This window comes from Bradyrhizobium sp. USDA 372 (assembly GCF_053629095.1).
Genome location: NZ_JBRJHR010000001.1, coordinates 2,821,771 through 2,838,412 on the forward strand (window position 1 = coordinate 2,821,771; position 16,642 = coordinate 2,838,412).

Annotated in this window: 17 protein-coding genes, 1 tRNA gene and 1 pseudogene; 8 read left to right on the forward strand and 11 right to left on the reverse strand. The window is 64.5% G+C overall.

Annotation, left to right across the window (positions count from 1 at the left end; all coding sequences use genetic code 11):
* Positions 1-26: 26 nt before the first annotated feature.
* Entirely contained in the window at positions 27-404 is a 378-nt protein-coding gene (locus tag AB7M16_RS13380) for a tautomerase family protein (RefSeq protein ID WP_453944181.1), read from the forward strand.
* Positions 405-441: 37 nt separating this feature from the next.
* Here the strand turns inward: AB7M16_RS13380 and AB7M16_RS13385 are convergent, their stop codons facing one another.
* From AB7M16_RS13385 to AB7M16_RS13395, 3 genes are all read right to left on the reverse strand, one after another.
* Complete coding sequence (locus AB7M16_RS13385) at positions 442-1,311, reverse strand: urea carboxylase-associated family protein (protein WP_453944182.1); 870 nt, start codon at positions 1,309-1,311, stop codon at positions 442-444.
* A gap of 77 nt (positions 1,312-1,388) precedes the next feature.
* Positions 1,389-2,318 (reverse strand): CobW family GTP-binding protein, encoded by a 930-nt coding sequence (locus tag AB7M16_RS13390; RefSeq protein WP_453944183.1) that lies wholly within the window; start codon positions 2,316-2,318, stop codon positions 1,389-1,391.
* A 3-nt stretch (positions 2,319-2,321) separates the two neighbouring features.
* Positions 2,322-3,812 carry an amidohydrolase family protein gene (locus AB7M16_RS13395; RefSeq protein ID WP_439364593.1) on the reverse strand — a complete coding sequence of 497 codons (1,491 nt, stop codon included), beginning with the start codon at positions 3,810-3,812 and terminating at the stop codon, positions 2,322-2,324.
* Positions 3,813-4,145: 333 nt separating this feature from the next.
* On the opposite strand from AB7M16_RS13395, the gene AB7M16_RS13400 reads away from it, so the two are divergent.
* The gene (locus AB7M16_RS13400; protein ID WP_453944184.1) at positions 4,146-4,580 is read left to right on the forward strand and encodes a hypothetical protein; all 435 of its coding nucleotides are present in this window, start codon (positions 4,146-4,148) and stop codon (positions 4,578-4,580) included.
* 186 nt (positions 4,581-4,766) lie between these two features.
* Positions 4,767-5,720, forward strand: coding sequence for an alpha/beta hydrolase (locus AB7M16_RS13405; protein ID WP_453947177.1), 954 nt, complete (start codon positions 4,767-4,769; stop codon positions 5,718-5,720).
* A gap of 22 nt (positions 5,721-5,742) precedes the next feature.
* On the opposite strand, the gene AB7M16_RS13410 is transcribed toward AB7M16_RS13405, so the two are convergent.
* Positions 5,743-7,155 carry a DEAD/DEAH box helicase gene (locus AB7M16_RS13410; protein ID WP_453947178.1) on the reverse strand — a complete coding sequence of 471 codons (1,413 nt, stop codon included), beginning with the start codon at positions 7,153-7,155 and terminating at the stop codon, positions 5,743-5,745.
* Between the two features lie 138 nt (positions 7,156-7,293).
* Positions 7,294-7,560, reverse strand: a pseudogene (locus AB7M16_RS13415) (nuclease-related domain-containing protein); the annotation flags it as partial.
* 439 nt (positions 7,561-7,999) lie between these two features.
* Here AB7M16_RS13415 and AB7M16_RS13420 point away from each other — a divergent pair.
* Both AB7M16_RS13420 and AB7M16_RS13425 read left to right on the forward strand, forming a co-directional pair.
* Complete coding sequence (locus AB7M16_RS13420) at positions 8,000-8,470, forward strand: aminoacyl-tRNA deacylase (protein WP_172789025.1); 471 nt, start codon at positions 8,000-8,002, stop codon at positions 8,468-8,470.
* 188 nt (positions 8,471-8,658) lie between these two features.
* Complete coding sequence (locus tag AB7M16_RS13425; protein WP_212259892.1) at positions 8,659-9,078, forward strand: CBS domain-containing protein; 420 nt, start codon at positions 8,659-8,661, stop codon at positions 9,076-9,078.
* Positions 9,079-9,235: 157 nt separating this feature from the next.
* Here the strand turns inward: AB7M16_RS13425 and AB7M16_RS13430 are convergent.
* Positions 9,236-9,310 (reverse strand) — tRNA-Glu (locus AB7M16_RS13430).
* Positions 9,311-9,367: 57 nt separating this feature from the next.
* Positions 9,368-9,712: a hypothetical protein gene (locus AB7M16_RS13435; RefSeq protein ID WP_453944185.1), complete on the reverse strand. Its 345-nt coding sequence runs from the start codon at positions 9,710-9,712 to the stop codon at positions 9,368-9,370.
* On the opposite strand from AB7M16_RS13435, the gene AB7M16_RS13440 reads away from it, so the two are divergent.
* Together AB7M16_RS13440 and rpoH are read left to right on the forward strand one after the other, a co-directional pair.
* On the forward strand, positions 9,711-10,718 hold the full coding sequence (locus AB7M16_RS13440; RefSeq protein ID WP_172789023.1) for an RluA family pseudouridine synthase: 1,008 nt from the start codon (positions 9,711-9,713) through the stop codon (positions 10,716-10,718). The two genes, AB7M16_RS13435 and AB7M16_RS13440, sit on opposite strands and share 2 nt — an antisense overlap.
* 218 nt (positions 10,719-10,936) lie before the next feature.
* The gene (gene rpoH / locus AB7M16_RS13445) at positions 10,937-11,836 is read left to right on the forward strand and encodes an RNA polymerase sigma factor RpoH (protein WP_172789022.1); all 900 of its coding nucleotides are present in this window, start codon (positions 10,937-10,939) and stop codon (positions 11,834-11,836) included.
* Positions 11,837-11,957: 121 nt separating this feature from the next.
* Here the strand turns inward: rpoH and AB7M16_RS13450 are convergent, their stop codons facing one another.
* The 4 genes from AB7M16_RS13450 to AB7M16_RS13465 all read right to left on the reverse strand — a co-directional run bounded on the left by AB7M16_RS13450 (position 11,958) and on the right by AB7M16_RS13465 (position 15,586).
* Positions 11,958-12,584, reverse strand: a complete 627-nt coding sequence (locus tag AB7M16_RS13450; protein WP_453944186.1) for a peptidoglycan recognition protein family protein — start codon at positions 12,582-12,584, stop codon at positions 11,958-11,960.
* Positions 12,585-12,618: 34 nt separating this feature from the next.
* Positions 12,619-13,818 carry a GGDEF domain-containing protein gene (locus AB7M16_RS13455; protein ID WP_172789020.1) on the reverse strand — a complete coding sequence of 400 codons (1,200 nt, stop codon included), beginning with the start codon at positions 13,816-13,818 and terminating at the stop codon, positions 12,619-12,621.
* Positions 13,819-14,555: 737 nt separating this feature from the next.
* Positions 14,556-15,167 (reverse strand): LysE family translocator, encoded by a 612-nt coding sequence (locus AB7M16_RS13460; RefSeq protein ID WP_212259901.1) that lies wholly within the window; start codon positions 15,165-15,167, stop codon positions 14,556-14,558.
* A 44-nt stretch (positions 15,168-15,211) separates the two neighbouring features.
* Positions 15,212-15,586 (reverse strand): response regulator, encoded by a 375-nt coding sequence (locus AB7M16_RS13465; protein WP_172789018.1) that lies wholly within the window; start codon positions 15,584-15,586, stop codon positions 15,212-15,214.
* 123 nt (positions 15,587-15,709) lie between these two features.
* On the opposite strand from AB7M16_RS13465, the gene AB7M16_RS13470 reads away from it, so the two are divergent.
* The gene (locus AB7M16_RS13470; protein ID WP_453944187.1) at positions 15,710-16,540 is read left to right on the forward strand and encodes an SDR family NAD(P)-dependent oxidoreductase; all 831 of its coding nucleotides are present in this window, start codon (positions 15,710-15,712) and stop codon (positions 16,538-16,540) included.
* The last annotated feature ends 102 nt before the right edge of the window (positions 16,541-16,642 follow it).

Below are 16,642 nucleotides of genomic sequence, written 5' to 3' on the forward strand. Positions count from 1 at the left end.
CAGGCCCGCATGCAAAGGGACGTACGATGCCTCTCCTCCACATCTCGATGCGTGCCGGAAAGCCTGACGACTACCGCCAGGCCATCCTCGACAGTCTCTATCGCGCCATGCGCGAGGCGCTGAACGTGCCCGAGGGCGACGCGTTCATGGCAATCACCGAGCATGAAGCAGCGAACTTCCGCTGCGGCAACGCTTACGGCGTGACGCGCAGCGAGGACGCCGTGCTGATCCAGATCACCGTATTCGCCTCGCGCACCCCCGAGCAGAAAAAGGCGCTGTACCGGCGTATCGCCGAGTTGCTCGGCGAGAACCCGGGCATCCGGACCGAGGACGTGTTCGTGAACGTGCTCGACGCCCCCAAGGAGAACTGGTCGGTGGGGCACGGCATCGCGCAATTCGCATGATGTGCACGGCGACGGACTACCGGTCGAGGACTGAGATTCAGCTTCCCGCATGCGTCCCGTGGTGACGGTGATAAGCACTCGGCGAGGGCCAGGTCCAGCCCTTCAGGGTCGTTCGATCCGACTCGAAGATTTCGATCTTGAGCGGATGGCATGCCGCGGCATCGCTGGAATGGGTTGCGCTGCAGTCGCCACCCGGACAGGCCGACAACGCGCCGAGCAGGTCGATCTCCGCGAAAAACTCGATGAAGTCGCCGGGACGGACCGGACTTGCCTTCATGAAATACTGGTGCGTGTCCTTGGTGAAGCCGGTGCACATGAAGACGTTGAGCACGTCGTGGACATGATGCTCCACCGCATGCGGCTCCATCTTCAGTTCGGTCGCCAGCGCACGCGACAGGTTGGAGTGGCAGCAAAAATCGTAAGCCGTGCCGTTCAAGAGGAGATTCGTATACGGATCGCAGCGCGTGCCGATCACATCGTGAATGCCGGCGCCGTCCGCGTCGAAGCCGTACCAGCCGAGCGTATCGTGACTGATGGTCGCCATCGGCCGAAGATAGGGCATATTGCTCCAGAGCCGGTCACCGATGCCGACATGCGTGCCATGGAGCGCCCGCGTCTTGCCGCTGAAGAAGCGCTCGGAGAGATTGTCCGCGTTCCAGAGATTGAGGTCGCCGACCTGAGGGCCTTCGATGCTGACGATGCGGAAGAACTGGCCGCGCGCCACGCGAAAGGCACGGGCATCGCGTGGCGGCACGATGAGCTCGTGCGTCTTGATCATCGCACGGCGGGCAGCTTCGAGCGTGGCCATATCCGGCCCGGGCATCGTCCCGGCGGGATAGACGATGGCCGGCTTGGCGGCGCGGCGCGCGGCGGCATCGGCGGGGGCGGGTGGGATATTTGGGGGCATTGTTCGGTCTCGGATCGACGCAGCAAGAGAAGGGGGCGGTGCCTCCAGGGGGTAGCAGTTGACCCTACCGCCTTGCCTCAGCCCCCCGCAACACACCCCTCCATGATCCCGTCAAGCTCGGCTTTCGAGAGCACGCCAAGCTCGGCGATGAAGACGATCCGTGTCCGCGGCACGCCTTGCGGCGGCGCCTCGCCTGGCGCGAGCGTGGCGCGGCCGGCGGCGAACTGAAACACCATCATGCGGCCGGGCTGCTCGACCGTCTCGAACAGGCCTTTGGCGCGCGCCAGCTTCGGCGCAAGGCGGCTGATGGCCTGCTGCAGGCCGGGCAGAGAGACCGGCTTGTCCGAGGTCCAGCTCAGCGTCTCGAATCGCTCTTCCGCAGGTCGTTTCGGTCCCACCTCGCGCGGGGTGGACGCACGGCCGTCGTTCGCCGGAAACAGCAGCGCAGACGGAACTTCGCCGTGGTTCGCCTCGACCACTACGGCGGGGACCCGCTGGGCGCGGATGGCTTCGCGCATCCGCGTTCCCGCGCCCGCGTCCGCAAGATCGAGCTTGCTGAGCGCCACGATATCGGCGACGCGCAATTGCGACCGCAGCAGCGCGTCGTCCAGGGCGGATGGCGGTGTCCCCGCGTCGATCACGCAGAGCACCGTCTCCAGCGGTGCCTCGCGCAGGATCACCGGGTCCATCAGGTTGCGCACGATGTCGGCGGGATCGGCGACTCCGCTGGTCTCGATGACGATATAGTCGGGCTTGGGATCACGGCGCAGCAGCGTCGCGAGCGTGCGCAGCAGATCGCCCTCGAGCGAGCAGCAGATGCAGCCATTGGCGAGGCTGACCACGCCGTCGCTCGCGCCCGCGATCAGCTCCGCATCGATGTTGATGGCGCCGAAATCATTGACGACGGCGGCGATGCGCCGCCCGTCCGCATGCGCCAGCAGATGGTTGACGAAGGTGGTCTTGCCGGCCCCGAGGAAACCCGTCACCAGGAGAACCGGGACCGGCATGGCTCAGCTCTCCACGACGGGGCGACGCACCGGTCTTCCCGGCCGCGCCGTCACATCGAGAATGCCGTCGCTGATCAACGGCTGACCGCTGACGATCAGGTGCCGCACGCCTTCCGACGGACGGTTCATCGCCGTGAAGGTAGCGCGGTCAGAGAGCTTCTCATAGTCGAACACGACGATGTCGGCATCCGCGTCCTTCGTAAGCCGACCCTTGGCGCGCATCGCCGGCGTGCTCTGCGACAGGATCTCGGCCGGGATCAGCGCGCATTTGCGCACGCCTTCCAGCAGCGACACCGCCTTGCGCTCGCGCACCCATTCGCGGATGAACTTCGTGAAGCAGCCCGCCGAGCGCGGATGCGAGGTGGCGTCATCCGGAAGCGGCCAGGCGTCGCCGGTATATGTCGAGCCGTCGGACAGCGTCCACGGCATCGCGTCGGAGGCGATGGCACCGCCGGGATACAGCACCGACATGTCGAGCAGGTCGCGGTGATGCGCATTGTTCTCGGTGTCGAGGATGTGCCAGAGCACCAGCGAGGACGGCTCTTCGGCCTGCGCCTTCAGGAGCTCCTCGCGGTCGTGGAAGCGGTAGCCGTCGGTGACGCGCTGCACGGAATCGTAGCCAGTGCCGTTGCGCTCGACGAATTTGGGATCGCTGAAGAAGGCGGCGGCCAGCACGGTCGAGCCGGTGCCGTAAGGATAGGCCTCGACCGTAATCGGCAGTCCTTGCGCCTGCGCCTTTTCGATCAGCACGCGGCAGCGCTCGATGTCGGTCTTGCTCGACGAGTTGAAATGGCAGATGTGCATGTGCGCGCCGGTGGCGCCGGCATAGCCGATCAGGCGGATATAGGCTTCCACCGCGCTCTCGGGATCGATGCGCGACATGAAGGCGACATGGGTGAAGGTCGGCACGTCATTGGCGGCCGCGAGCTGACACACCGCGGTCAGCTCCTGCACGCCGGCGCCGGGCGCATAGGCGTTGAGAATGCCGATGCCGATGCCGCCCTCGTTGAGGCCGCGCCCGAGACGTTCGAGAATGCCTGCGACCTCCGCATCGGTCGCGACGTTGTCCATCCAGCGGCGATCGCGCATGGCGTTGCCGAACGCCTCCAGCGAGCTCTCCGCGTTGGAGCCCGTCATCGCGCCGATGCGGGCAAAGGCCCAGTTGGTGGCCGCGCCGTAGTTCAGCACGCGGCCCTTCCGCGCCTGGCGCTCATACCAGGACGCGACCGGCAGCACGCCGGCCTCGAGATCGAGCGTCGTCGTGACACCGTCGAAGGCCTGCATGCGGTCGGCCGGGATCGACTGGCCATGGGCGTGCAGGTCGATGAAGCCGGGCGCCACCACGAGGCCTGTGGCGTCGATCACCCGCTCGGCGTCGCCGAGACCCGTGCCCATGGCGGCGACCTTGCCGTCCACCACCGCCACATCACCGACGGCGTCCATCCCGCTCGCGGGATCCACCACCCGGCCGCCAGAGATCACCAAACCACTCATCTCGTCACTCCGAAAAGCAAATTGCCAAATCTCCAAAGGCCCGGCAGCAGCTTCGGAGGCGGAACGCATAGTGCAGATTCTGGGGAGAACGGCCACCACCACGGACGCCGAGGCGGCATGCTTGCTGGAGGCAGGTCCGTGCTGGGAGAATTTCGGCAAAGTGGAATATCTTTGGCGGGAGGGATTGACAGCGGATCGGGGTGTTTTGCCCGTCGACGCCGGGGCTGTTGCCTTCTGGACACTGGGAGGGTTCATTGCCTCGAAGGACGATCCGCTTATACTCTTCGGGTCGATCGCAGACATTGCGCCGTCGTTCCGTTGGCAAGGTGTCCCATGCCCGTAAAATTCGGAGACATCGTCCAGGCTTTTGAATTTGCCGACATCGACGGCGGCATGGGGCAATGCCACACGTTCGTCTGCAGGCAGACAGGAAAGATCTACTACCAGTTCGATCAGGACGACCTGGAGGAGATCGAGGATGACGACCTGCCTGACGATATTGAGGACCAGACCAAATACTTGAAGATCCCGAACACACGAGACCTCGACCTGGGCAAGCCTCTCGTGATTGCCTTCGTCCGCGAGTTCCTGCCGAACGATCTCGACGACGTTCGCTACATCTTCAGCAAACGCGGCGCCTATCAGAAGTTCAAGGGCCTGCTCTCCCGACGAGGAGCGATCGATGCCTGGCATCACTACCGCAACAAGGCGACGGAGCGGGCGTTACGCGACTGGTGCCAGATCCATGCCATCGAGATCGTCGACTGACCCGGCATTCACTTGAACGCCATGACATGCGCGAGGCGGCTCCGCCGCGATCTCGCCTCCATTGTCATTCAGAGAGCAGATGGGGCGATGCTGTCGGGGGCAAGTTCCGATGGGTTCCTTGTGATAGGCCGACGTCTTCTACACACAAATCATTCCGTTTCGCGCCGCGCGTTTCTCGGCGGACTCCTGTCGGCAGGGAGCGCGCTCGCGCTCGGCGGATGCGCCGGGCTTGGTGCGACCGGGGCGCGCTTTGACGCATCGTCACTGTCCGCTGACCCCACGTTGCTTGTCGTCACCACGCGCAAGCCCGTCAACGGTGCCCGCGCGAAACCCTGGTTCGGGCCGGAGCGTGCGACGAGCATGACGGTCGCGCGGGCGAAGCTGGCGGCGCCGGACGAGAGCCGACTTTCCCTCGCCTCGGTTGGACTCGAGGATTGGCGTCTTGACCGGATCGAGCCGGTGGCGACTGACGCCGGCGATCTCGCTGCGCAGGCCGGCGGAGGAGACGTGCTAATCTATGTGCACGGCTTCAAGCAGACATTCGAGACGGCGGTGCTGGATGCGGCCCATCTTTCCGATGGGATCAAGTTCCGCGGCCGGACCATGGCATTCTCCTGGCCATCCAAGGCAGGACTGTTCGACTATGCCTATGACCGCGACAGCGCGATGTGGTCGCGCGACAATTTCGAGCGCGTGCTCTCTGCGCTGGTGTCGGCGCCAGGCGGCGGCCGCGTGCACATCGTCGCGCACAGCATGGGAACCATGCTGACGCTCGAAAGCCTGCGCCAGCTCCATGGGCGATACGGCGACACAGTGACGAGCAAGATCGGCGCGGTGGTGTTTGCCGCGCCCGACATCGACATGGACGTGTTCTCGTCGGCGATCCAGCGCATCGGTCCGCTCGCCGGCAAGATCACGGTGATCGCCTCGACCAACGATCGTGCACTGGCACTGTCGGGGCAGCTCGCAGGCGGCATGACCCGCGTCGGCGCGGCCGAGAAGGCCGCCATCGCGGGGCTCGGTGTGCGCGTGGTCGATGCCTCCCAGGAAGGCTGGGGCATCATCAACCACGATCTGTTCCTGTCGAATACGGAAGTGCAGAAGGTGATCCGCCGCTCGATCGACGGCACGACGGCGTGAAACAGCGCCTGCACGCATTCGTCTAAGCGATCAGGCGCTGCACCAATGCCGACTCGCTCGAATACGTCAGGAGCGCCTCGTGAGTTGCCCGGGTGACCCCGACATAGGTCAGGCGGACACATTCCTCGACGGTCTCGCCGTGGCGGCCGAGCAGGCCCAAGCCGGCAATGGCGACGCAGGGAAACTCCAGCCCTTTCGCGCTGTGCATGCTCAAGAACCGCACGGCCACCCGCTTGACCGAAACCCTGTTGCGATTGTCCTTGGCCATGTCGATCGGCACGCCATGCCTGGCGAGAATCTGCGCGACCCGCCCGCCGATCCAGTGCTCCGGGTAGAGACACGCCATCTGCGACCACTCGTAGCCGGCTTTTTTGCGGTCGAGAAACCACTCGGCGACGCAGTGAGCTTCTGCGTCGATGCTCACGCACCGCCGCACGTCCGGCTCCAATCCCTGCCGGCCCGCATCTTCCGGCAGCAGGATGGCGTGCTCGTCGTCGGCCGTGATGCCGGGAGCGCCGATGACGTCCGCGGCGAACCGTCTTGCGAAGGCAACGATTTGGGCGGTGTTGCGATAGTTGACCTTCAAGACGGTCGTTCTGCCCTTGGCTTCAATGCCGAGCTGGCTCCACACCGGGCGCTCACGCCCCTTATAGATGGCCTGGATATCGTCGTAGACGACCATCAGCGCCTTGGTGCGGGGGTTGACCATCTTGGCCGCAAGCGCGAGCCATTGCGGCTCGAAGTCGTGTGCCTCGTCGATCAGGACGGCGTCGTACTGCTCTGCCGGGATATGGCCTTGATCGACCGCCTTCACGACCTCTGAAACGCTCGCAGCCAGGCGCTCTGCGTAGTCTGGATAATCTCGCTCGGATGGGGCGGGAATCCCGTAAGTCCGCAGCATCCGGTAGCACCACGAGTGGAAGGTGAAAACCTGAACGCGGTCCTCGACGCCCCTGCTCTGCATGGCATCCTCGAGCCGGCCGGCAATGCCGTTGGCGTAGCACAGGATGAGCACCGGCTTTGCCGCCGCTCGCGCCAGATACTCGGCGCGAAAGGCGAGGATCAGGGTCTTGCCCGATCCGGCGACGCCGCGAATGATGCGATGCCCCTCGCCCAGGCTGCGCGCGAACTGCTCCTGATGCAGGTCCATGACCGCAAGCGTGCGATCCGAAGAATCGGCGCGAGGCGCATCGTCCAAAGGCAGGGCAATCTGCCGTATGCGAATCTCCGGAAACAGCAGCGCGCGCAGGCGGTCGAATTGCGGCATGGACAGCGGCTCTTCGAGACGCGGATGAACCATGCGCCATAATCTCGACCGGAATTCCTCGGGGTCCGCGCCCTCGGTCATCTCGTCCTTGAACAGGCAGAGATGCTCGGAGAACACCTCCTTGAGATCGGTCTGGTCGAACTGCTTGCGCGTGATGGTGGTGAACACGGCCCCGAAGCCGAACGGAACGATGGACCGGCCCGCGAGGCGATGCCCCCGCGGAAACAACAATTGCCCGTCGCGCTCCAGCGTTCGCACGACCTCGAACGTATATTTGCGAGCCTGCTCCAGCGGATTGCTTTCCCGCACCTCACCACGACTTGTCAGCAGCTCGACCTTCGTCTTGTCCGCCGAAACGATCGTCTCCAGGCGCCAGTCCTTCACCTCGAGCACGAGCAGGCCGTTCGCGGGATGAATGATGATGAAATCCGGGTGCCGGTTGCGAGGCCCGACAGGCAGGTTGTGCCAAACGACGGCGTTCTCTTCGAGGAAGTCCTTCAGTCGTTCCGCCAGTCGTAGCTCCCCACGGCTGTCGAAGCGCGCGAAGCCGAGACTCGGGATCAGGATTGCCATGTCACGACCGCGAGCACCATTAGCGGACCACCTTGTGAGCTACGTGCAACAAGGCGGTCTCTCCAGGCTCACATGGTTGCCTAGAGTGTGCGGGTTTTCAATGGCTTAGGATTTGATGGCGCGCTTTTCAGAACAACATCGCAAACGCTTATGTCATTGAAATTGCTATATAATTCCGACGATGCCTGCTGTCACCAAACGGAGCGCAGCGGCGCCGGTTCGAAGGAGGAAGCGCAGTGCGGCATCACCATACTCTCCACCGCTGGACCGTACGATTGGCTGACCATCTCGCCATGAAGTTGGTCAACCATGATGAATTGCAGCTTGCGGATGGAAGACCTATGTTGGGTCTCTAGTCAGCAGCCGCCCATCGTATGGCGAGAGACTGCAGGATCGACCTCACGGTGGATGGTTTGCATTCCGCATCGGAGGTGATGCCATGGCCATTGCTCCCACGCTCCAGAAATACCTCGCCGCTGAGAACATCCAGTACGAGGTGATCCCGCACGAACTCAGCATGACGTCCGCTCGAACGGCCGAGGCATGCCATATCCCGGGCGACCGCCTCGCCAAGGGCATCGTGTTGCGGCGCGACGGCGGATACATGCTGGCGATCTTGCCCGCTTCGCATCATCTCCGTCTGGCGGACCTGAGGACAAGCCTCGGCGACAATGTCCACATGGCCAATGAAACCGAGGTCAATCGGCTGTTCAGCGACTGTGCACACGGTGCGGTTCCCGCCGTCGGCAAATGCTACGGATTGGAAACGATCGTCGACGACAGCATCGAGGCACAGCCGGACATCTATATGGAAGCCGGCGATCATGAGACGCTGCTCCATATGGGTCACGCGCAGTTTGCGCGCCTGATGGCCAACGCACCGCATGGGCGCTTCAGCGCGCATGACTGAGGATTTTTTGGAGACCGCCCATTGCCGTTGCGATCCTGGGCGGGAACCCTGGCCGCGAGGTCGCCGTCATACTGATCAGCAGGTGGCGGCGAGAGTTTCTGCGCTTGCCTGGTCGGAGTTCGGAAGATTGGGGATGCCGCTGCATTGATTGCATCAACGCACTTGAAACCCACGAACGGAGGCTCGCCATGAAAGTCAAAGACGTGATGCACAAGGGTGTCGACTGGGTCAGCCCCGATACGCCAATCACCGAGATAGCCAAACTGATGCGGGCGCATGACATCGGCTGCATTCCGATCGGCGAGGACGACAAGCTGGTCGGAATGGTGACCGACCGCGACATCGTCTGCAAAGGACTCGCGAGCCACAGCTTCGATGCCGGCCGCGCGAAGGCACGTGACGTGATGACCGAAGGCATCCATTGCTGCCGCGAGGACGATGACCTCGCCAAGGCGATGCATCACATGGAGAAGCTGCAGGTCCGCAGGCTGCCGGTGATCAACAAGAGCAAGCGGATGGTCGGCATCATCAGCCTTGGTGACGTCAGCCATTCCGCGTCCGGTGATATGCTGACCGAGACCGTCAGGAGCGTTTCGGCGCATCACTGAACTTGTGGCCAGGGTATGGCCAAGGCTCCTCTCGCGATCCCCCGCTCGAACAGGCGGAAAGGGGAGCCGAACTCATGCGCTCATGCAACATCGCGCGACGCAGAAGCAACGTCGCGATATGGCTTATTTTGCGTTTTGCGCTGGGATATCGCGAATTTGGCGCTCCCTAGGGGAATCGAACCCCTGTTTCAGCCTTGAGAGGGCCGCGTCCTAACCGCTAGACGAAGGGAGCGTGAGGGCTAGCCAATAGCCTCGAAATTTGTCCGCCGCAAGGACCCCGACGGGCCTTTTACGGCTCATTGGCGAATTTCAGCCGGCCGGCCGGCTTCAATGTGCGGGCGTCGAAGGTACGGATCTCGGTGATTCCGCCGAGATCCAGCGTGATCACGAGGCGGTCGCCGGCGACCCCGGTCGAGACGATTTTGGCGCCCTTGGGCAGGGTGGCGGTGACATCGCCCGCCGGCTCGGCCGCCCTTCCCTCGGACTTGAAAAGGCGGTAGCCCACCGCGATCAGCACGGCGCAGATCGCCAGCGCCGTGGTCAACCCCGCGATCAGCATCATCCGCCGCACCCGCGCGAACAGCACGGCCTGCTCGGGGGTCGGTTCGGGAACAGCGGTATCAGACGTCGTCATGGAAAGCTCTGGGTCAGCGCAAAGGTTGGAGGTTGTCGTCGCCGGCTCCGAGGGCTCGCCCCGGCTCGACCGCGTGCTGGCGGCGCGCCTGCCGGAGCTGTCGCGATCGAGGCTGAAAGCCCTGATCCTGGCGGGCGCAGTGCACCTGAAGGCCTCCGCGGTCCGCGACCCCGCTTATCACGTCGCATCCGGCGATACGATCATAATCGACGTGCCGGAGGCCGCGCCCGCCGAGCCCAAAGGGGAGGATATCGCCCTCGATATCGTGTTCGAGGACGACGACATCATCGTCATCAACAAGCCCAAGGGCCTGGTGGTCCACCCCGCGGCCGGCCACGAGACCGGCACCTTGGTGAACGCGCTGATTGCCCATTGCGGCGCCTCGCTGTCGGGCATCGGCGGGGTGCGCCGGCCCGGCATCGTGCACCGGCTGGACAAGGACACGACGGGGCTGATGGTCGTCGCCAAGAACGACCTCGCCCATGCCTCGCTGTCGGCCCAGTTCGCCGACCACGGCCGAACCGGCGCGATGCGGCGCGGCTACATGGCGTTTGCTTGGGGAGTGCCGAACCGGCATCGCGGCACCGTCGATGCGCCGATCGACCGGCATCCGCATGCGCGGGAGAAGATGGCAGTGCGCCAGGGCGGCCGCGAGGCGGTGACGCATTGGGAAATCCTGGAGAGCTTTCATGGGCGCGACGGCAAGGGCGTCGCCGCCCTGCTCGCCTGCGAGCTCGAGACCGGCCGCACCCACCAGATCCGCGTCCATCTCGCCCATATCGGCCACCCGCTGATGGGCGATGCCGTCTATGGCCCGCATTTCAAGACCAAGGCCAACCAGCTCGGCCCCGAGTCGCGGGCAGCTTTGGCGGCGCTGGGGCGGCAGGCCTTACACGCTTACCTGCTGGTATTGGAGCACCCAAGGACGGGAGAATTACTGCACTGGGAGGCGCCTTTGCCGGAGGATTTGCTTCTCCTCGAACGCACCCTCAAAGCGGCGCTATGACGCAGGCCGCTTCAGAAAGCCTTTACATTACAAAAAGTTATAGCAGCCACACGGGGACGTGACGTCAGCAATCCTTCCCTTTTTGACCCCCGATGGGGTATATTGCGCCTGCGTTGAAATCACCAACGCGGAACATCGCAGCTACGGCCGGCTTTAACACAGCGGTCGTCTGCCTGGCCCGCCGCTATCGGGGGCCTGAACCTTTTGGAGGGCGCACTATGGCCCGTACCGCTGCTTTGCCGGTCCTCAATGGAGAATCCGGCCTTTCCCGCTACCTCGCCGAGATCCGCAAGTTCCCGATGCTGGAACCGCAGGAGGAGTACATGCTCGCCAAGCGTTGGCGCGAGCATGACGATCGCGACGCGGCGCACCAACTCGTCACCAGCCATCTCCGCCTCGTGGCCAAGATCGCCATGGGCTATCGCGGCTACGGCCTGCCGATCTCCGAGGTCGTCTCGGAAGGCAATGTCGGCCTGATGCAGGCGGTGAAGCGTTTCGAACCCGAGAAGGGATTCCGTCTCGCCACCTACGCCATGTGGTGGATCAAGGCGTCGATTCAAGAGTACATCCTGCGTTCGTGGTCGCTCGTGAAGATGGGCACCACCGCGAACCAGAAGAAACTGTTCTTCAACCTGCGCAAGGCGAAGAGCAAGATCAACGCACTGGACGAAGGCGATCTCCGCCCCGACCAGGTCAAGGTGATCGCCAAGCGCCTCGGCGTCACCGATCAGGACGTGATCGACATGAACCGCCGCCTCGGCGGCGACGCGTCGCTCAACGCACCGATCCGCGACGACGGCGAAGCCGGCGAATGGCAGGACTGGCTGGTCGACAACACGCCCAACCAGGAAGCCATGATGGCGGAGCACGAGGAATATGATCACCGCCGTGACGCGCTGAACGGCGCCATGGGCGTGCTCAACCCGCGCGAACGCCGCATCTTCGAAGCCCGCCGCCTCGCCGATGAGCCGATGACGCTGGAAGACCTTGCTGCCGAGTTCGGCGTGTCGCGCGAGCGCGTCCGCCAGATCGAGGTTCGCGCCTTCGAGAAGGTGCAGTCCGCGGTCAAGGGCACGATCGCAAAGGCCGAACAGGCCGCGCTGGAAGCCGCGCATTAAGCGCGGCGGTTCGGCGCCAGAGATTGGCGGATCGAAAGAGACAGAAAGCCGGCGGCAACGCCGGCTTTTTTGTTGCTGTGATGGGAGCTGCACCCGATAGCGGGGTGCGCGGGCACACCGCCTACTCGCCCCATTCCCGTGCCATCGTCGCGAGGATGCAGCCTTCGCAATAGCGCGCGTCCTTGTAGTCGATCCAGTTGTGCGCATAGACGCGCTCGGGCGGGATGTCGTAGCGCGCGCGCAGCACCTGAACGAGGATCTTCCACGCCGCGACCTGCGCCTCGGTCGGCCCCGCCGTCACGTCGGGATAATTGCCGGCGAACTCGACGCCGATCGAATTGTCGCGCACCACCTGGCGGTAGGTCGGCCGGTTGTCGATGTACTTGTTGTCATTGCGGTTGGCACCGTCGCCGTGGGTCGGCACGAGGTTCTCGGCGACCGCCCAATAGACCGTGCCGTCGGTCTCGACCCAGACCGTAACGCCGCGCCGCATCGGGTTCCTCGCCTGCGCCTGCGCGCCGCCGCGCGCGGAGCCCGCAGGTCCCTCGGTCTGGTGCACGATGATGTTGCGCCAGGGTCTTGCGTTCCGGACCTCGCCCCAGGGCGCCAGCCAGACGATCTTCAGGCCGGGGATGTCGGGCGTGCCGGAGGCGCGCGCGAGCCTGGCGAGCTCGGCATCCGCAGCAGCGGCGGGGACGATCGGAACGAGAGCGGCGAGGACAGCCGCGAGCAGGCGAAACATCATCATGCAGGGCCCCATGCGACGCCGAGCCTAACAGGCTTTACGCGAATGTCCGCACCGTCCCGACAGCCTCGGGCGCCAGCGGCGGGGCGGGGTCATAGACCGCAAAATCGTTCTTGCCGTTCTTCTTGGCGGCATAGAGGGCGTGGTCGGCATTGGCCATCAGCCGGTCGGGGAATGCGCCGATGCCGCGATCCCACTCCGCAACCCCGATCGAGATCGCGATTGGAATGTCGCGGCCGCTGCAGCTGGCGGCGTCCTGACGGCAGACCTCGAGCACGCGGCGGGCGATCGCGGCAGCCTCGCGCAGGGACGAGGACGGCAGCACGACGCAGAACTCGTCGCCGCCGGTGCGGGCGAGCATGTCGCCGGGCCGCAGGCGGGTCTGCGCCATCAGGGTGAAGTGCTTGAGGCAGGCATCGCCGGCGGCATGGCCATGGGTGTCGTTGATGGTCTTGAAGCCGTCGAGATCGATCACCAGCAGCGAGAACGGCTCGCCGCTGCGCTCCGACCGTGCGCATTCCTCGGACAGACGCTGCAGCAGATGCCGCCGGTTGGCGACGCCGGTGAGATCGTCGAGCAGCGCGAGGTCGGCGACCTCGCCCCGCAAGCTGTCCATCGCCATCAGCAGGAAGCCGAAATTGAGGGTCATCGACAGGAACAGCAGCCCGAGCACCATGATGGCATGGGCCTGGCCGCCGGCGCGCGCCGAGAGATCGTAGCCGAGCAGATTGCCCACGGTGCGCACGAGCAGAATCGCGATGATGCTGAGGATGACGATGCCGGACAGCTTGGCGCCCGGACTGACGCGTCCTTCCGGCGACAACAACAGACGCAGCGCCAGCACCAGCGGCAGGGCCTGGCCGAACGTGTAGCTCAGCATGCGCAGCTGCATGTGCTCGAAGCCGACCATGAAGACCACGACGCCGACGAGGCTCAAGCACCCCGTCGCGGTCATCAGGCGCCACGACACCGGCCGATCGTAGAAGCGCTGAATGCCCATGGCGGCTAGGCAGCTCGCAGCGATGACGCCGCCAGCGCCGAGCAGCAGCGGCAGGGGAGAGGCGACGAACAGACGGATCAAGGCCGTCATCGCGCCGGCCGCACCGACGAAGGCCGATGCCATCCAGAACCGCGCAGCCGCGAAATTCGGATAGGAACGCGTCACGTAGGCCCAGATCACGCCGAGCGCCAGGAAGTTGACGACGAAGACCGTCCACAATGTCGGTACGTTCAGCATGGCGCGTACAGCACGCGCCGCGTCCCGCCCCCCGTTCCCGGCAGCCGTCCGTCCATGACCCATCCCCGTTTTCTTGCGGAAGACAATGCGACGGTTGCGCTTAATGGAGTCTCACTGCGACCTGCGAAAACGCGCCCTTGGTTTTGGATTCATGAACGACACGCGCCATTGTCGGATCGTTAAGTCTGTCGCCGCCGATGGCCGTGCTGGCGCGTGAGGCGGATTCGCGACCAAAAATCAGCCGAAAATGCATCTGAGCTGTGGATAACAGGATGACACGGATGTGACGACGCGGGGCAGCCGCCTCCGAATCTGCTGAGTTTGTCGTCGAGGATGTTGCGAGGCTGGCCCTCCGCCGAGCATCCCTCGTGTCGCGTTCCACCATTAACCCTTGAGAGGATACTATGGCTAAGAAAGCGAAGAAGGCGGCGAAGAAGAAGGCGAAAAAGGCCAAGAAGGCGAAGAAGAAGTAACGAGGCTTCTGTTTCTTTGCCCGGGTGGACTCAGCTCCGCCCGGGCGTCGGGTCGATCGAAATTGGCGGGCGCAAGGCCCGCTTTTTTATTGGATTGGACCCGCTCCACTCTCTCGCTCCCTCTCCCCGTTCTTACGGGGAGAGGGTGGGGTGAGGGGCTTCTATCCACACGCGCGGCGGTCGAGATATCTGCCCCCCTCACCCGGATTGCATCTTCGATGCAATCCGACCTCGCCCCGCAAGCGGGGAGAGGTGAAGGAAGAGCTACCGCTCCGACAACGCCAGCTTGGCGCCGAGTGCGGCGAAGCCGGCGGCAAAGCTGCGGCGCAGCCAGGCCATGACGGCCGGGCGGGAGATGACGCGCTCGCGCACCGCGGCAGCGCAGAAGCCGTAGAGGACGAACACCGCGAAGGTCATCGCCATGAAGGCGCCGCTCAATTCCAGCATGCGCGCCAGCACATGGGCCTCGTCCGCCGCGATGAATTGCGGCAGGAAGGCGAGAAAGAAGATCGACAGCTTTGGATTGAGGATGTTGATCAGGAAGCCGGTGACGATGACCCGGCTGCTCGATCGCTCCGTGATCTCGCCGCCAACCGCCAGCGCCCCGGTCTCGCGCAGCGCCTGCCAGGACATGTAGAGCAGATAGGCGACGCCGCACCATTTCAGTGCGGCGAAGGCGAGCGCGCTGGTGTGGAGCACGGCGGCAAGGCCGAGCATCGCCGCCGCCATGTGCGGCACGATGCCGAGCGTGCAGCCGAAGGCGGCCGCCACGCTGGCGCGCGAACCGCGGGTCAACGCCGCGGCCAGCGTGTAGAGCACGCCGGTGCCGGGCGAAGCGACGACGATGAGCGAGGTGAGCAGGAAGGACCAGGTCATGGCCCGACCTTATCACCGCAGCGCGCTGCGAGAAAGCGAGCGCGTCAGGACAGCTGAGCGATCTCGGCCTCGCGCAGCACGTCGAGCGGCGCCCAGGGCTTGGCCCAGAACTTGGCGCCGTCGGGCAAGGGCTGCTTCAAGGGGCGGCCCGAGGTGACCACGACGTCGAGCTTCGGATTGCGGTCCTTGGCGACATGCGCGAGCTCGACGCCGTTCATGCGGCCGGCCAGCTGGACGTCGGTCAGCATCAGGCAGAGCGCGCCGGCGTTGTTGTCGAGAACGCGCTCGGCGGCTTCGGCACTTTCACACTGGATGACCTGATAGCCGCTCTCCTCCAGCAGGACGCAAAGCATCTCCCGCTGCATGGCGTCGTCTTCAACGATCAGCGCTGTCGCGCGAAATGGCGTCGCTTGTCCCATCGGCGGCTCCCAATGCATTGCCTCCATAACGAATGTTAAAAACCGAGACCCGCTACGGTTCGGTTCCATTCTGAAAAAATGTAAAGCATAGTTCCATCATCAGGGGCTTGACGGGGGAAATTCATGACGACGATTCGGGGCGCTGCCGCCATCACGGGAGCCGCGAGCGGCATCGGCCGGGCACTGGCGATCGAGCTCGCGCAACGCGGCTGCGACCTCGCGCTGGCCGATCGCGACGAGGGCGGATTGAAGGCGCTCGGAGCAGAGATCGGAACAACGCGCAAGGTCAGCCTGCATCGCGTCGACGTCGGCGAGCCTGATGACATCGCGCAATTCGCAAGCGAGGCCATCGCCGCGCATCCCGCCCTCGGCATCGTCGTCAACAATGCCGGCGTTGCGCTGATGGGCTCGTTCGAGGAGATCGACCAGTCCCAGATGGATTGGTTGTTCGACATCAATTTCTGGGGCGTGGTGCACGGCACGCGCGCCTTCCTGCCGCATCTGAAGACGATGGGCGAGGCGCACATCGTCAACCTCTCCTCGATCTTCGGCATCATCGCCCCGCCGGGCCAATCGGCCTACGCCGCGGCGAAGTTCGCGGTGCGCGGCTTCTCGGAGAGCCTGCGGCACGAGCTCAGCGTCGCGGGCAGCCCGGTGAAGCTGTCGGTCGTGCATCCCGGCGGCGTCGCCACCGCGATCGCGCGCAACGCCCGCACAGGCGTCGGCATCACCGACAATGCCCGCCGCGCGCAATCGATCGAGCGGTTCGAGAACGCGGCGAAGACCTCGCCGAAGGACGCCGCACTGCGCATCATCAGGGGCATCGAGCGGAACGAGCCGCGCATCCTGATCGGCAACGACGCCCGCTTCATGGACCTGCTGCAGCGCTTCCGCCCTGGGACGTATTGGGCGCCGTTGCAGCGGAAGCTGGAAAAGATGGCGAAGGGGACGTGAGTTGGGGGAGGCAATGTCTCTCCACCGTCATTGCGAGGAGCGTAGCGACGAAGCAATCCAGACTGTCTCCGCGCAAAGACTCTGGATTGCTTCGCTGCGCTC

What these genes read in the sequence shown, in the direction of transcription:
- AB7M16_RS13380 (WP_453944181.1), top strand. Translation starts at nt 27, where the DNA reads ATGCCTCTCCTCCACATCTCGATGCGTGCCGGAAAGCCTGACGACTAC.
- AB7M16_RS13385 (WP_453944182.1), bottom strand. Translation starts at nt 1,311, where the DNA reads ATGCCCCCAAATATCCCACCCGCCCCCGCCGATGCCGCCGCGCGCCGC.
- AB7M16_RS13390 (WP_453944183.1), bottom strand. Translation starts at nt 2,318, where the DNA reads ATGCCGGTCCCGGTTCTCCTGGTGACGGGTTTCCTCGGGGCCGGCAAG.
- AB7M16_RS13395 (WP_439364593.1), bottom strand. Translation starts at nt 3,812, where the DNA reads ATGAGTGGTTTGGTGATCTCTGGCGGCCGGGTGGTGGATCCCGCGAGC.
- AB7M16_RS13400 (WP_453944184.1), top strand. Translation starts at nt 4,146, where the DNA reads ATGCCCGTAAAATTCGGAGACATCGTCCAGGCTTTTGAATTTGCCGAC.
- AB7M16_RS13420 (WP_172789025.1), top strand. Translation starts at nt 8,000, where the DNA reads ATGGCCATTGCTCCCACGCTCCAGAAATACCTCGCCGCTGAGAACATC.
- AB7M16_RS13425 (WP_212259892.1), top strand. Translation starts at nt 8,659, where the DNA reads ATGAAAGTCAAAGACGTGATGCACAAGGGTGTCGACTGGGTCAGCCCC.
- AB7M16_RS13440 (WP_172789023.1), top strand. Translation starts at nt 9,711, where the DNA reads ATGGAAAGCTCTGGGTCAGCGCAAAGGTTGGAGGTTGTCGTCGCCGGC.
- AB7M16_RS13435 (WP_453944185.1), bottom strand. Translation starts at nt 9,712, where the DNA reads ATGACGACGTCTGATACCGCTGTTCCCGAACCGACCCCCGAGCAGGCC.
- rpoH (WP_172789022.1), top strand. Translation starts at nt 10,937, where the DNA reads ATGGCCCGTACCGCTGCTTTGCCGGTCCTCAATGGAGAATCCGGCCTT.
- AB7M16_RS13450 (WP_453944186.1), bottom strand. Translation starts at nt 12,584, where the DNA reads ATGATGATGTTTCGCCTGCTCGCGGCTGTCCTCGCCGCTCTCGTTCCG.
- AB7M16_RS13455 (WP_172789020.1), bottom strand. Translation starts at nt 13,818, where the DNA reads ATGCTGAACGTACCGACATTGTGGACGGTCTTCGTCGTCAACTTCCTG.
- AB7M16_RS13460 (WP_212259901.1), bottom strand. Translation starts at nt 15,167, where the DNA reads ATGACCTGGTCCTTCCTGCTCACCTCGCTCATCGTCGTCGCTTCGCCC.
- AB7M16_RS13465 (WP_172789018.1), bottom strand. Translation starts at nt 15,586, where the DNA reads ATGGGACAAGCGACGCCATTTCGCGCGACAGCGCTGATCGTTGAAGAC.
- AB7M16_RS13470 (WP_453944187.1), top strand. Translation starts at nt 15,710, where the DNA reads ATGACGACGATTCGGGGCGCTGCCGCCATCACGGGAGCCGCGAGCGGC.